The 14,029-nt window shown below is 35.7% G+C and carries 10 protein-coding genes and 2 pseudogenes; 3 read left to right on the top strand and 9 right to left on the bottom strand.

The features are described 5' to 3' along the window. Positions 1-889: 889 nt before the first annotated feature. Positions 890-1,684, bottom strand: a pseudogene (locus ACFINI_RS07620) (autotransporter outer membrane beta-barrel domain-containing protein); the annotation flags it as partial. A gap of 389 nt (positions 1,685-2,073) precedes the next feature. Here ACFINI_RS07620 and ACFINI_RS07615 point away from each other — a divergent pair. Continuing rightward, positions 2,074-2,220, top strand: a complete 147-nt coding sequence (locus tag ACFINI_RS07615; protein ID WP_375621594.1) for a hypothetical protein — start codon at positions 2,074-2,076, stop codon at positions 2,218-2,220. Here the strand turns inward: ACFINI_RS07615 and ACFINI_RS07610 are convergent. From ACFINI_RS07610 to ACFINI_RS07600, 3 genes are read right to left on the bottom strand one after another with little or no spacing between them, the layout of a single operon-like run. Continuing rightward, positions 2,217-3,188: a WD40 repeat domain-containing protein gene (locus ACFINI_RS07610; RefSeq protein ID WP_375638760.1), complete on the bottom strand. Its 972-nt coding sequence runs from the start codon at positions 3,186-3,188 to the stop codon at positions 2,217-2,219. The two genes, ACFINI_RS07615 and ACFINI_RS07610, sit on opposite strands and share 4 nt — an antisense overlap. A gap of 10 nt (positions 3,189-3,198) precedes the next feature. Beyond that, positions 3,199-4,227, bottom strand: a complete 1,029-nt coding sequence (locus ACFINI_RS07605) for a CobW family GTP-binding protein (protein ID WP_375647342.1) — start codon at positions 4,225-4,227, stop codon at positions 3,199-3,201. 21 nt (positions 4,228-4,248) lie between these two features. Next, positions 4,249-4,992 carry a creatininase family protein gene (locus ACFINI_RS07600; RefSeq protein WP_375612284.1) on the bottom strand — a complete coding sequence of 248 codons (744 nt, stop codon included), beginning with the start codon at positions 4,990-4,992 and terminating at the stop codon, positions 4,249-4,251. 2,298 nt (positions 4,993-7,290) lie between these two features. Between ACFINI_RS07600 and ACFINI_RS07595 the strand changes: the two genes are divergently transcribed. Beyond that, positions 7,291-7,647, top strand: coding sequence for a hypothetical protein (locus ACFINI_RS07595; protein ID WP_375647338.1), 357 nt, complete (start codon positions 7,291-7,293; stop codon positions 7,645-7,647). 809 nt (positions 7,648-8,456) lie between these two features. Here ACFINI_RS07595 and ACFINI_RS07590 read toward each other — a convergent pair. Beyond that, complete coding sequence (locus ACFINI_RS07590; RefSeq protein WP_375647335.1) at positions 8,457-9,791, bottom strand: NAD(P)H-dependent oxidoreductase; 1,335 nt, start codon at positions 9,789-9,791, stop codon at positions 8,457-8,459. A 163-nt stretch (positions 9,792-9,954) separates the two neighbouring features. Between ACFINI_RS07590 and ACFINI_RS07585 the strand changes: the two genes are divergently transcribed. Next, positions 9,955-10,434 (top strand): MaoC family dehydratase, encoded by a 480-nt coding sequence (locus tag ACFINI_RS07585; RefSeq protein WP_375647331.1) that lies wholly within the window; start codon positions 9,955-9,957, stop codon positions 10,432-10,434. Between the two features lie 171 nt (positions 10,435-10,605). Here the strand turns inward: ACFINI_RS07585 and ACFINI_RS07580 are convergent. The 4 genes and pseudogenes from ACFINI_RS07580 to ACFINI_RS07565 all read right to left on the bottom strand — a co-directional run. Continuing rightward, positions 10,606-10,782 (bottom strand): annotated as a pseudogene (locus ACFINI_RS07580) (integrase); the annotation flags it as partial. A 563-nt stretch (positions 10,783-11,345) separates the two neighbouring features. Beyond that, positions 11,346-12,005: a methionine ABC transporter permease gene (locus ACFINI_RS07575; RefSeq protein ID WP_375609233.1), complete on the bottom strand. Its 660-nt coding sequence runs from the start codon at positions 12,003-12,005 to the stop codon at positions 11,346-11,348. After that, complete coding sequence (locus ACFINI_RS07570) at positions 11,998-13,032, bottom strand: methionine ABC transporter ATP-binding protein (protein ID WP_375612288.1); 1,035 nt, start codon at positions 13,030-13,032, stop codon at positions 11,998-12,000. Before ACFINI_RS07570 ends, ACFINI_RS07575 begins: the two co-directional genes overlap by 8 nt. Before the next feature lie 27 nt (positions 13,033-13,059). Then, the gene (locus ACFINI_RS07565; protein WP_375647326.1) at positions 13,060-13,878 is read right to left on the bottom strand and encodes a MetQ/NlpA family ABC transporter substrate-binding protein; all 819 of its coding nucleotides are present in this window, start codon (positions 13,876-13,878) and stop codon (positions 13,060-13,062) included. Positions 13,879-14,029: the final 151 nt, after the last annotated feature.

Raw genomic sequence — 14,029 nt, 5'->3', positions numbered from 1 at the left:
TGTCACTTATCAGCATAGATTTAAGAAAATTGGTTTTTCTGGAACGAGTTTCTCTGCTGGATTGCGCCACCTTTTTTGAAGAGCTGCAATATGTGTTTTTAGTTAAAAGGCAGAAGATTTTCTACTTTTTAATGTATTAAAATTTATTTTGCTTCATCAATATGGTTATTTTTTTGATATAAAAGATTACAATAGATGCTTTCTTTTATGCGATGAGAAATTTTTCTAAAATTTTTGATGTTAAGATATGAGGACAGATTTCATTGTGAATGTGAGAAGATTAAACGCTAAATGCTTGTGGCATAAGCTTTCAAAAGAGACGATATAGGTGGTTGTTTTTGTCCATTTCTTTATTAATTTTTATAGATCATAAGTTTCGTCTTTATGAGTTTTATGCATTGTTTTGAATTTTGTTTTAGAACTTTATTCACGTTTATATCATTTAATACGCATATTATTTGTTTCTTTTTTAGGATGTTTACTTAAGAATTTTGGATAAATACTTATTTTTATAACAAAAAGAGGGAGTTTGAGGTCAAATTATAATAAAAGTAAAGTATACTTTATCGTGTTGTTACGGTTGTTGTTTTGTAAATGATAGGTGGCAGAGAAATTTCGATAAGATACAGGATATTATTTTTATTGCGGTCATGCGCGGATATCACCATTCTTTTTTCAGCATTCAATATTTGCGCAGATTTTAGCACTCGAGAATGTTCATAAGGAGTAATTTACCTTTTTTCAAAAGTCCTTCTTTGCATGCCAGCTTCGTTTGTGATGGACAAGGGGTTAATTGATTAAATATAAACAGGTTTAAAATGAAAGAAATTTATAATATTTAGTTTTTATTCAATATGTAAAATGATGAATGAGCATTCTGAATTATTGCATGAAATTTTCCTAAATCAATATCACGCGTCTTATTAAACTGAAGATGCTGATAAACAACCTGAATCTGCGGAGCAAAAACAACACCTTTATCCCCTGTTGCAAACGTTCTACCGCTCGTTAAAGAACCGCTAAACTGTTTACCCTTTAACGCCACAACCTTGCCCCGTGAAAGGGTCAAAACATCACCCTTAAAAAGACCATACGATACCACCCCATCTATATAAAAACCCCTATCATGCTGCAAACTTCCATAGGCAGCAACAGACCATTTATTAAATGCGCTTTTTTTGCTTTGTTCAACATCCTGAGGGTGTAGAGAAAGATTTCCATAGTTTCCCCAAACTCCAAAGAATGTACGACCATATAAACTCTCAATCTCGTTTAACAAAACACCTGCTTGAAATGCATTATAATCGAGCTCAGCACCATAACCATATTCAAAAGCAGATAAATTGGAAGCATAATGATGACTCCCCCCATAAGCACGCAGAAAAAAGGCTGTCTTTTTATTATCTTTCCCAAAGGAATGAAAAGCATTCCGCATTGTCTCCAACGTCTTATTTTGCGTGATCATATCCACTAAACCAGCATGAAATAAGGCATTTGGCAAAAGAAGATAAGTTGGAACCTGTGGAACAACAGCTCTAATTTGGAGATTAGACTGAACATCAAGCGGTATAGAGAGATTAGATGAAGGATCTAAAGGATCAGAGGACTGAGAAGGCTTTGGTTCAACAGGGACAGAAGGAAGAACAACAGAATCTGTAGAAGAAGGTGATACCGGAACAGAGGGCGGTAATAGAAGCTCCATGAAATGATTATTAGATAGAATTTTCTAGGCAAGAAACTAAAGTGTGGAAGGCTGCTCGTAGGAAACTTTGCTCTTTAGAGGGGGAAATCAAAAAATTTTTTATTTAGGAAAATAGTGTTGAATTCCCTTCTTCTGATCGTAGGAATAAATCGTTGTTTTAATGATGATATCAGCTATTTTTTGCCAAATTTTTAAGAAAAATGCTTTTGTGGAAGTATGTAGCCTATATAGATGTTTATAGGGAGATGGGGGGCGGTATTGAGGGTGATGTTTTTATTCTTGTATGGGGGTAGCAATGTTAAAAGGTCAAAAAACATGTTTAAGGTATTTTCTTGTCTAAAGGGGGGGAGAAAAGGAAGAGGGAAGATTTAATGATTACGAAGATTTTAGGAGATTTTTGGGGGGAGATTAGGGAGATAGGATTTCTGAGAGCTCTGGAGATGCAAGGGGATAAGATTTCTGGAGTATTGTGTGGGCATTTTTTATCGGCGATGATTGCGTTTGTTGGTGTAATTTAATCAGTGATATTGATTATACCACATTCACCATTTTCGCTACCGAAGGAGAGGTTTTGCCCTGCTTGATCCCAGTTAAGTGCTGAGATAGCACTTTTCCCATAACCTTTTAGAAGGACTTCTTTTCCATCATGGAATTGTGCCGCTAAAATCATTCCATCATTGAAGCCTATTGCTACAATTTCTTTGTTTGGGTGGCATGAAACGGTGCTAACAAGCGCATTTGCTCGTGTGCCTAGTTCTAGAGGTGTTTTTCCCATGGGGCCATCTTTTGTATGAAAGGGCCAAACAATTGCGGCAGAGGCACCTGATGTTGCTAGCCATTTTCCTTTTGCGCTCCAAGACCAGCTTTTGACTTTGCTTGGATAGCCACTCATGCGGAGGTGCTGATTATCAGTGAGACGCCAGCCGTGTAAGGCGTTTTCTTGCATGGTGGAAATGACATAGCGGTTGTCTGGTGAAAAGGTGACACCACAATGAGCTCCTTTCCATACTAATGTGGTGGGAGATATTTGCGTTGATAACCAATGAAGAGTCACACCATTGTAATGGGCAACGGCAAGTCGCAAACCTTTGGGGGCAAAAGCAAGGCCTTCTACACTGCGTTCATGTGTGAGCTCTTGTCGTTCTTTTCCAATATGCGCAAATGCGAGGCGTGAGGAGGAAAAAGCAAAAGCTTTTTGTGGACCAAAAGCAACGTTGTTTATCCATTTGCGTTCTTTTTGGCTTAACACTTCCGTGTGATCTGCTGCGGTTGTTTGACAGACTTTTCCATCTTCTCCACCGGTGATGATCGCGGTATTGTCATGGGAAAAATGGCTTGAAATTATTCCTTGGTGAACTTCAACGATTTGTGGGGTTGGATTAAAAAAAACAATGAAACCTTCTACGGAAACAAAGGCTGGTTTATTGCCTATAAAACCGCAGGAAAGGCAGTAACTTTTGAGATCATAATGGGTAATGTTTGGCATTATCACTCACTTATGCGCAATTTTCAAAACCAGTTTTTAATTTTTCAGCATCAAGAGAGCGTCCTATAAAGACAAGGCGGCTTTCTCGTTTTTCATCTTCACGCCATGGGCGTTGATGTTGTCCTTCAAGAAGCATATGTATCCCTTGAATGACGTAACGATCATCGTCTCCTTGAAAGGCGATAATGCCTTTAAGACGCAAGATATCAGGTCCTTGTTGCTGTGTAACCTGCTGGATCCAAGGGAAAAACTTTTCTGGTTGCAGAGCATCTGTTTTTAAACTTACAGAAGTGATGGTAATATCATGAATGGTGGATGCGTGATGATGGTCATGATGACAATCGGGACCGCACACATGGTTGGCATGTTGGTGTGTATGTTCGTGATCGAGAAAATGAGGTTCATGATCGAGAGTCTGTTGGAGATCAAAAAAACCACGATTAAGGAGTGTCTCAAGAGGGATATTGGTGCGCTGTGTTGTATAGAGTATAGCGCGAGGATTAATGGCCAGAATAAGGGATTCAGCATGGCTGCGTTCTTGTTGGGTGACAAGATCAATCTTATTTAAAAGAATAATATCCGCGAAGGCAATTTGGTCTTCAGCTTCACGACTTGTTTTTAATTGAGAGGGAAAATGCTTTGCATCAACGACTGCTATGACACTGTCGAGAGCTGTTTTTTCATGGATAGTATCATCCATGAAAAAGGTCTGTGCTACGGGAACGGGATCAGCAAGCCCTGTCGTTTCTATAATGATCGCATCAAATCGATGAGAACGTTGCATCAGGCTTTCTAAAATGCGAATGAGATCACCACGTACGGTGCAGCAAACACAGCCATTATTCATTTCATAAATTTCTTCGTCTGATTCAATAATCAGGTCATTATCAATACCAATTTCACCAAATTCATTGACAATGACGGCATAACGTTTGCCATGATTTTCACTGAGAATGCGGTTGAGAAGGGTGGTTTTTCCAGCACCAAGATAGCCTGTGAGAACCGTAACGGGAAGTTTTTTGGGGTGTATCATTTCCATGGAGAGACCTTTTATTGTTCTTTATTGCCATGTGTTTATGTTAAATCGATTGATATCATCAAGTAAATCACGAAGCTGAGACAGAACATGAGAAAAGATTGCTTCACCGGCTTGTGGTGTTGCTTTGCTTGCATTTCCTGCCGCACCTTGCGTATTTAGATCTTTCATTGTCCAACCAAAGGCATGAGGACCATAAGCACGTAAATACCGATAATTGGCAATCATATCCGCTTGTTTATTATGAAAATTTTCTGCCTTTTCCATATGGACTTTTTCTGGTGCTAAATAGAGCATGAGAGAGGTTTCGATAAAGCCTCCATGGATATCAAGATGTTGTTGAGATGGCTCCATGAGACCTTGTGGTAAACCAAAACGGCTCCAGCTTGTTGCTACAGCGAGCATCGAAAGGCGCCTTCGTAATTCGGTGATAACGATGCTCATTAAAGGTGAATTTCCTCCGTGAGCATTGAGAAGAAGAAGACGGTTGATCCCTTTGTGATAACAGTTTTCACCAATCTTTATCCATCGCTTAATCGCATCAGAAAAGGTAAGGGTTTGCGTGCCTGTAACATCCATATGTTCTATAGAATAGCCAATCTTTTCAACCGGTAAAAGTGCGATATGAAACTGCTCTTTTGTTTGTAAAGTGAGGGCTTTTGCAAAAGCTTCAGCAATAATCCAGTCGGTTTCGAAAGGAAGGTGCTCTCCGTGATATTCATGTGCACCCAAAGGTAAAAGAGCGAGAAAAGGTGGGTTAGATACCATAAATTAATGCCCAAAAGAGAAGTCAAAAGAGACAAAGTGATCAAAGGTGCTGTCACTATTTAATCTATCTATAAGAGAAACGCAAATAGGCGTCTTTTTACATCACATATGGATGCATAAAAATGAGAGCTTTGTTAAAAATAGAGAAGTTTTTATTGAGCAAAGCCACCGCAATTTTTCTGTAATATTAGGCAATCTTTCTCAAGATAGTTGTCTTTTATAAGTATTTCTGATTTATATTATCATTTTTAATAATTATATATTCATATATATATATTAAATACTTCACAATAAATAATGAAAAAATTATTTTTCATTATTTATTAAATATGTAATTTTTTCTGTAAATTACATATTATTCTTTTATTATGGAGCGAGGATGATCAAAGTATTTCTACTATTGCAATAGTACAGACTTTTGTTGCAATCAGGAACTCTATTCAATTATCTGTATATTACAAAAGAATAGAAATGTTTGTTGATTGATTTTATTTTGGATAGTGTCTTAACAGATTTTAGTGTTCATGAGAAAAAATAAATATAAAGGGAAGAATTCACTAAGATGAATTTGTAATCTCATAGAGCAGTTTATAAGATGATTCAGTAAGAAACACCGTTGGATACAAGAAACACCGTTGGATACATAATAAACAGAACGCCATTGTGTTGCACATTGACGCTTTTGTTTTAAAGAAACATTTTTCAAGGTATCCAAGCCTATTTTGCAACGGCGCCCGTGAATAGTATAACGGTAAAGTTTTATAATATAAAATCCATTGTTTTCCACCATATTTACACTTTTAAAGTAAAAATGGGCACCATCATTCACTTTGCTAGTTTTCAATACTGTGTTAACAGCGCTTGTTAGTTAAAATACCTCATAAGTGATATTTTCCTTTCTTCAAGTGTGTTTACACACACACCGATCTCGTTTGTGATTTGCAAGTGAAGAATTTTGATTGATTCAATATAAACAGAGTTAAAATTAAGAGAGTTTTATAATCGTCAGCTTTCTCATTCAACATGCAAAACAATAAATTATTATTATAGATTAATATTTTGCGATTAAAGTGATCGGTTGATGAATTTATCATTCAATATCAGTTTTCATGGCGTTATTTTTTCAATGCGCTACTTAAGTTGGTATTTTAAAAATGCAATTTTTTAGTAAGTTTCTCTATTCCTTTTCTTTCAAGCATTTGATCAATTATTTATTATTATTCGTTTTTCATAAATTGCAGACAGTTATGTGAATATTGCCAAAAATTTCTTTCAAAGAGAATTATTTGTTACTAATATAGAGTAAATATAATTAATTAAAATATAAATAAGGCTGCGCTCTACAATATTGACGAAAAATATGGAATAACTTTTATGAAAATTAAGAAAGAAAGTTTTTTCAGTATTGTGGGGATCATTTCATTTTTCATGACTCTCTTTTTATTTAATTTTAGGTAGTTTGTTGGAGCTCTAGTATTGCTTATAATGGTTTTGTAAATCTGATAGATTTACTTATTTTATGCGTTTTTTTTATTAGATTTTAAAGTCAATATTTTGAGTTCGTTATGCTGTATGAGATAAAGGGGCTGAATTACCTTTTTGAAGATGCTATGCAGTATTTTTTCTTTATATATCAGTAAAAGTTGAGAATCATTTTATTAACGTCTCTTCCATTTGAAGATAGAGATCTTAATTGTTTTTTTACACTTTATACCTGTTTTATAGAAAAATAGTACACTATTTAAATTTGTTTTATTAGGATAGATTTGTTTTAGATCAAGTTTTTATTTGATACCAATTTTATTTTTCAATATTACTGATGAGTGATATAATAAAAATCCATTAAGTGCTATTTCATTTTTATATTTATTGAAATAATAGACAATCATATATCATTATATTGGCAGTTTTAAATTTTATATTTCTTTAAAATTAATTACATTTTAAATTATTTATAAAAGATATATTATATAATTTTTTAAATGAATTTGTTTAGTAATATTTCTTATAATAAGAAATTTAATAAATTATTATTATTTTTAATTATAGCAATAAAAATGACAAAATATTACTGTTGGTATCTTGAGTTATTATGGCGTAAAAGGAATAAATTATTTTTATCATTTATTGTTTTTTATCTTTACATGTAATACACAATGTGTTATATTATAATAACAAAATTACATATAATATTTTATTATGTGCAATTATATAAATGATTAAATATAACTTTTGGTTTTTATATATGTGAATATTCTTTCATTTTTTCATTGAAGAAAAAGAGGAGCAAAGAAAGCTATGTTTAAAATATTTAAAAATCGTGTATGTTCATTTACTTTTACACTATTTATTATTTTTTTTGTACAAACTATAGAGGGAAATGCAAGTTTTGTAAAAAATAAAGTTCAAGAGAGAATGGCAATTACTATTCCTACACTAGAAAAAAATGTAGCTATTAAAGCTGTGGATAGAGTTGTTATTCAAGGCGTTGAGGAACAAGATGTTATTGCTTTAGGGAAAACTGAAAAAGCTGCTGCCTTTTCAGGTTCAGCCTTTTGGGGGGGGATAGGTATTTTATCACTTCTTGCTTCTTTATGTATTGGGGATGTATTAGGTGCTGTTGTATCTCTTTTTGGAATATTCAGTACACTTTAGTAGAAAACTCATCGACAGAGTCGAGGATTTTTTTGTTCACTTTATTATTTTTAAAAAATAAATATTTTATTATTTATACTATACTAGATAATAAAATTACTACTCTTAATACTAAATGTAGCTTTTATTAACATTATTAAAGTTCAAGATCATACATTTATGTTTTTTTTTACAAATTAGCGTAACCTGATTTTTTTTACAGTTTATGATTATTTTCTAGTAATAAGGCTATTATACTTACTATCTTTATCAGTCTTTTAATATTGTCTACCTTTTCTCATATGAAGATTATTCATCAAAGGTATATTTTATCCTTTTTAAATTTTTTTATCTTTCATAAGGGGATAAAATAAAAAATATCTCTATATCCATGGCTTTCATGCAATAAGAAAAATGAGAAATTATTATTTATCATTTTAAATTTGTTTATGTTAAATCCATCAAAAGTATTTTTTACGTATAACAAGTTGCGTTCGTGTATGGATAAAATTATTAAAAAAAAGAGTAAAAATTCTTCTCATGAATTATCTCTGAGGTTCAAGGACTGTTGTAGTATTGGCAAATAAATGATGGTGCTGGTTTGTATCTTCATAGAGTAAAGATAGTGATACACAATGAATCTTATGCCATCTCATGGAGTGGTTTATACTGTCGCATTTACGGGACATATTGTGAGAGGGCAGTGGTGATGTGCATCGTTGGAAAATGCTTTTATTAAAACATAAACCTGTATTTGCGATAGAAGTGTATTCTGGGTTATTCTGTTGCCTAAGGGAAGGATACTGTTAAGTAAGGTAATTCAGGAGTATTTATAGCTTAGCGGAAGAAGGGCAATGAAGTAAAAGGTCTTGTTTAGCACGAAGACGTGCAATCCATTGATCTTCACGAATAGCAGTATTATGCACTGTAATGAGTTCATTTTTTTTAATTTCAGCGGTTACTGTTGCTTTTTCTAAAAGGCCACAAGGAATGGCTTGGTGAGCGCGTGCTTCTGGGATGTTCATTATCCAAGCACGATAAGTATAAAGACCGATAAAGTCTAGCTGATCACCTGGATGTAAATCTTTTTTAGCAACAGCACAGACTTCTACTACGGGATGGCTAAGAGGGACCATATCTGTTTTGCCATAAAGCATAATACGTGCGCAGGTGAGGGGAACTTCCATTGCTGTTAAATGATAGGGGCGATGAAAGGTGAAGTAAGGTCCCTGGCCAATTTTTAAATCTTCCATACGTTCGCGTAAACGTGGGTGTGCTATTTCGGCAATGACAAAGACACCAGGTGAAACACCTTGACCTATTGAATAATCTACAACACCATATTGTTGTAAAATGCCTCCATCTTGTTTTGGAATAAGCACTTTGTTTAAATCTTGTAGCGCTGCTCGTGGTCCATGCATTCCTGGGCAATCGGGGAGAAGTCCGGTGGCATTGGCAATGGCTGCCATTTCAACCATCGTTTTGGAACCATCAATAAATTCAACCAACATGCGCACATTCATATTACGCCGGAATGCTTCTTCTTCGTAAGCGTCAGGTGTAGCATCAAAGCGCAGAGGATTATTTTTTCCTTTACCCGCTGCAACAATCTTATGTCCAAGGGCTGAAACAAATTCTATGAGTTCCATACAAGAAGTAGGTTCATCGCCGGCACCAAGTGTATAAATGAGCCCTCGTTTTTCTGCTTCATGTTTGAGATAAGCGCCAATTGTAACATCTGCTTCAACATTCATCATGACAAGATGTTTGTTATTCTCAAGCGCTTTGATACCAATCTCTGCTCCTGCTTCGGGATAGCCTGTTGCATCAACGATAATATCAATTTGTTCATGGCGCAAAACAAGGTTAATATCATCTGTTGCTGCAATCAAACCCTTTTCAATGCTTTGGGTGAGAGCATAAGTATTTTCAACTTCACAGACATGTCCATCTTCGCCATAGGCTAGTGTAGCGGCATCAAAAATACGTGACGGTGTCCTCGTGGCTACAGCAGCGACTGTTATACCATCCATATGCGCAATACTTGATAATAAATCTGTGCCCATTTCACCACAACCAATCAGTCCAATACGGATGGGGGGATGGTTTTCTGCACGTTGTTTCAAATCATGCGCTAAACCTGTTAGGTTCACATTGCTTGCCATTCTTTTTTCCTATTTGAAAACTATTCTGTTAAAGAACTTTTCTCATTCATAAGGTGCATTTGTTTTTAAGACAATTAATCTTTTATTCTTGATGCTCTAATCAATGGATTTTATAAAAGCAAGAGGGGTGGTTTCTTTTATCAAATAAAATAGGAATAGCGTTATGCAGCAAAAAATAACAGTACAAGATGTCACCAGTTTTATTGGGAAAGAAGTGGGATTATCGGAGTGGCGTCTTGTTACACAGGATATGATTAATCAGTTTGCATGTGCTACAGATGATCATCAATGGATACACGTTGATGAGGAAAAGGCTAAAAAGACACCTTTTGGCGGCACGATTGCTCATGGTTTTTTAACATTATCGCTTTTGTCTAGGCTCGCTTATGAAGCTCTTCCAGAGTTAGAAGGGAGCACAATGGAGATTAATTATGGTTTCGATAAAGTACGCTTCATGAGTCCTGTGAAAACAGGGGTACGGATACGTGCGCGTTTTGTGTTAGACGACGCAGAAATTCGTCCTTCTGGTCGAGTGGTTTTCCATTATGGGGTTACGGTGGAAATTGAAAAGTTAAAAAAACCAGCTCTTACAGCTCAATGGCTTATTGTTGCTGTTGTGGAAGAAAAACCTTCCAATATCTAGATTATTTGAGTGCTTTATTTTATAAAATTTTTATACAATTCTATTAGAAGTTTCTTCAATGATGATATTGAGAATAATCTATAGGATGATAGATATGGTGGAGCTATCATAGCGTTGATAGCCAGAGCGGGTTGCTATCTTTACTAGATCGTTTTGAAGAGGAGTTTCCTAATGAAGATAGTGCATTGCTTCACGCTTTTGTTTATAGCGTTCTTTAATGGGATCATACCCATCACGTAAAACAGAACGCTTCAAATGGAATATACTTGCGTTGCCAATTCACGGGTTTATTTTAAAGCAACATCTCTCAACGCTCGTCACACCCATTTCGCAATGGCGCCTGTGAATAGTATAACGATAAAGCCATTGAGCACCCCTATCTTTATGCTTGTGAAGAAGAAAACCGGCACCATCATATTATATGCTAGCCGCCAATGTTAAGACAGGTCTTGGCGCTTGAGATAATTCATAAGAGGCATGCCTTTCTTTCTTGTATAGTTTTACTCACACGGCTCTTCCCGCTTTTAACGTGTAAGCGAGAGGTTTTGGTTGATTCTATATGGAACAAATTGGGAATGAGAGGATCTTACGGTATTCAGAGTTCTCATTCAATATGAATAACGCCATATTATCATTATAAATTCAATGTGTTATCTAAGGTTGGGAAAGGTCGTGACCAATGTCTTAATTTAAAGAGAGTTTCACATACTGTGAGATCTCTTATTTTATCCCCTTTTATATTAAAGCCATTAAAACTATTTTCTTTCATGTTACAAACGGATGGGGAGAGATAAAAACTGTTTAAGAAAAAAGTTTCTAATCTCTTATGAGTGTTTTCGATAGGCAAGGGTTGGTGCACTTGGAAAGTGGCAAAGAGGATGATGGTATTGGCATGTGAAATTCTAAGTCTTTTAATGTTTTGTTTTATCAAGTTTTTGTACGATTTTATCAGAAGTCCATTGGGTTGTAATATTAAGCACGATCAAAAGGATGATGACGATGGTCATGATGAAGGTATTGTAGCGTTGGTAGCCATAGCGGATTGCCATATCCCCTAAACCGCCTCCACCAAGATATCCAGCAAGTGAGGTGGCTCCTATAAGAGAAATGACCATGACTGTAAAACCTGTAATCAGGCTAGGGAGAGCTTCAGGAATAAGAACATGTCTGATAATTTGAAGACGACTTGCACCCATCGAGCGGATCGCTTCAATGAGACCGTTTTCAACGGTTTTAAAAGAGAGTTCCGCCATGCGAGCATAAAAAGGGATAGCTGAAATGGTCAGTATAAAAATTACAGCAGGCATTCCTATCCCTCTTCCTACAACGATACGCGTAACGGGAAGAAGATAAAATGCAAGAATGATAAAGGGAATGGCACGAATACTGTCAATGATCATGCTTAAAGGGCGATTGATGAGAGATGAGGAAAAAATCCCTCCGCGTGCTGTTGTGTGAAGAAGAAGACCAAGGGGAAGCCCTATAATAAATGCCATAACAGAAGCACTAAGTGTCATCAATATTGTATCAATAACAGCTTGGGGAAGTTCATGAGACAGAACATTAAACATAGCCTAAGACCTCACAATATCGTCCTTTTTTCGTTAACCATTGAACAGCTTTTTCTAAAGCTTCTTTATCTTCTCCAGGAAGAGCCAAGAAGAGTCGCCCGATGGTTTCATCTTGAACTGTATCAATGCCACCATGCAAAATACGTGCTTTTAAACCACTCTCATTTTCTAGAAGATGAAGAAAAGGCTGCTGGGCAATTTCACCGGCAATATTAATTTCAATGACAGCTTCTCGTCCGATTGGTTTGAGATTTTTCGCAAATTTTTCAGGAAGTTGCGGGGTTACAAGCTTGAGCATAGCTATGGTTGTATCGTCTTGCGGTGATGTAAAGATGTCTTTCACACGTCCTTCTTCTACAATATTCCCCTGATTAAGAACAACAACGCGATGCGCTATGGTGCGCACAACTTCCATTTCATGGGTGATGAGCACAATCGTGAGATTGAGGTGTTTATTAATATCAGCAAGGAGCTCTAGAATAGATTGTGTTGTTTCAGGGTCAAGAGCAGAGGTGGCTTCATCTGATAACAATATTTTAGGATTAGCAGCAAGAGCGCGTGCAATGCCAACGCGTTGTTTTTGTCCCCCAGACAATTGTGCTGGATAGCAATATTCTTTCCCAGATAACCCAACCAATTCAATCAGTTCAAGGGCACGTTTGTGGCGTTGTTTTTTACTTACACCACTTAATTTAAGTGGCAATGCAATGTTATCAAGAATATTTTGCGATGAGAGAAGATTGAAATGTTGAAAAATCATCCCAATTCGTTGACGGTAAGGCGCCCATTCTATCTCTGATAGATTAGAAATATCAACACCTTCAAAAAAAATGGACCCTGCATCAATCTTCTCTAACCCATTTAAACAGCGAATAAGTGTTGATTTTCCTGCTCCACTGCGCCCAATAATGCCAAGGATTTCACCAGCATGGATATTTAAAGAGAGATTATTAATTACCGGAACACCAGCCGTTTTGTTAAAACAACGGCTGATGTTTTTTAAGGAGATAAGAGTAGGTTTTTCCATTCACAATTACTCGGATATTTGGCACAATTACCAAGATGTTTGGGCGGTATTGCCAAAAATCTCTTTGATTTTTGCACGGATAAGATCGTTGTTGTAAGCGGCAACTAATTTTTTAACCCATGGCTCATCTTTTTCGCTTGTGCGTACAACGATGATATTATCATAAGGATTATTTTTTGCGCTCTCCCATGCGACTACATCTTTTTCGAAGTTTAATCCGGAAACAATAGCCCAGTTTGTGTTTATAATTGCAAGATCAAAATCGTCAATAGCTCGCCCTAACATACCGGCATCGAGCTCACGAATTTGCAGGTTTTTAGGATTTTCGATAATATCAAGTGGAGATGCAAGAATATTATGAGGATCTTTTAACTTAATGAGACCTAAAGAATTGAGAAGAAGTAAGGCTCTTCCACCATTAGATGGGTCGTTCGGAATACCAACATGAGCACCATCACGAAGATCTTTTAAGTCTTTTATTTTGTGTGAATAAACACCGATTGGAGCAATAAATGTATAGCCGACAATTGAAAGTTTATAGCCACGTTGTTTCATTTGTTCATTAAGATAAGGGGCGTGCTGAAAAGCATTCGCATCGATCTCTCCTGCGTTAACAGCATCATTAGGCAAAGCATAATCAGAAAAATAAACGAGTTCAATATCTAAACCGGCTTTTTTAGCCTCTTCAGCAGCAGTTTTCCAAATAATTGCATCCCGCCCTTCCATAATACCAAGTTTGATTTTTGTTTTGTCTGCGGCCATGGAAAAAGCAGTAGACAAAAAAAGTGCAAAGAGAGAGAGGAATAATCCTATAATCCGACTACGAGAAAAAAATTTTAATGTCATATGCTTTTAACTTTCTTTTTCGAGAAATTTTTTGAGCGAAGTTTCAATATACTCTGTATCTTTTTAGGCAGATTTAAAGTTATACAAGCTTTAGAGAATATTCAATCACTTTTATTTTTTAAAGAGTATTATTTTTCCTTCTATTTTAGTT

It is taken from the genome of Bartonella sp. AA56HLJMS (assembly GCF_042197145.1).
GTDB lineage: Bacteria > Pseudomonadota > Alphaproteobacteria > Rhizobiales > Rhizobiaceae > Bartonella.
This window is presented reverse-complemented; position numbering and strand designations above follow the sequence as displayed.

Coding starts and splice junctions, on each gene's coding strand:
- ACFINI_RS07565 (WP_375647326.1), bottom strand. CDS start 13,878: ATGACATTAAAATTTTTTTCTCGTAGTCGGATTATAGGATTATTCCTC.
- ACFINI_RS07610 (WP_375638760.1), bottom strand. CDS start 3,188: ATGCCAAACATTACCCATTATGATCTCAAAAGTTACTGCCTTTCCTGC.
- ACFINI_RS07615 (WP_375621594.1), top strand. CDS start 2,074: ATGATTACGAAGATTTTAGGAGATTTTTGGGGGGAGATTAGGGAGATA.
- ACFINI_RS07590 (WP_375647335.1), bottom strand. CDS start 9,791: ATGGCAAGCAATGTGAACCTAACAGGTTTAGCGCATGATTTGAAACAA.
- ACFINI_RS07595 (WP_375647338.1), top strand. CDS start 7,291: ATGTTTAAAATATTTAAAAATCGTGTATGTTCATTTACTTTTACACTA.
- ACFINI_RS07600 (WP_375612284.1), bottom strand. CDS start 4,992: ATGGTATCTAACCCACCTTTTCTCGCTCTTTTACCTTTGGGTGCACAT.
- ACFINI_RS07585 (WP_375647331.1), top strand. CDS start 9,955: ATGCAGCAAAAAATAACAGTACAAGATGTCACCAGTTTTATTGGGAAA.
- ACFINI_RS07605 (WP_375647342.1), bottom strand. CDS start 4,227: ATGGAAATGATACACCCCAAAAAACTTCCCGTTACGGTTCTCACAGGC.
- ACFINI_RS07575 (WP_375609233.1), bottom strand. CDS start 12,005: ATGTTTAATGTTCTGTCTCATGAACTTCCCCAAGCTGTTATTGATACA.
- ACFINI_RS07570 (WP_375612288.1), bottom strand. CDS start 13,032: ATGGAAAAACCTACTCTTATCTCCTTAAAAAACATCAGCCGTTGTTTT.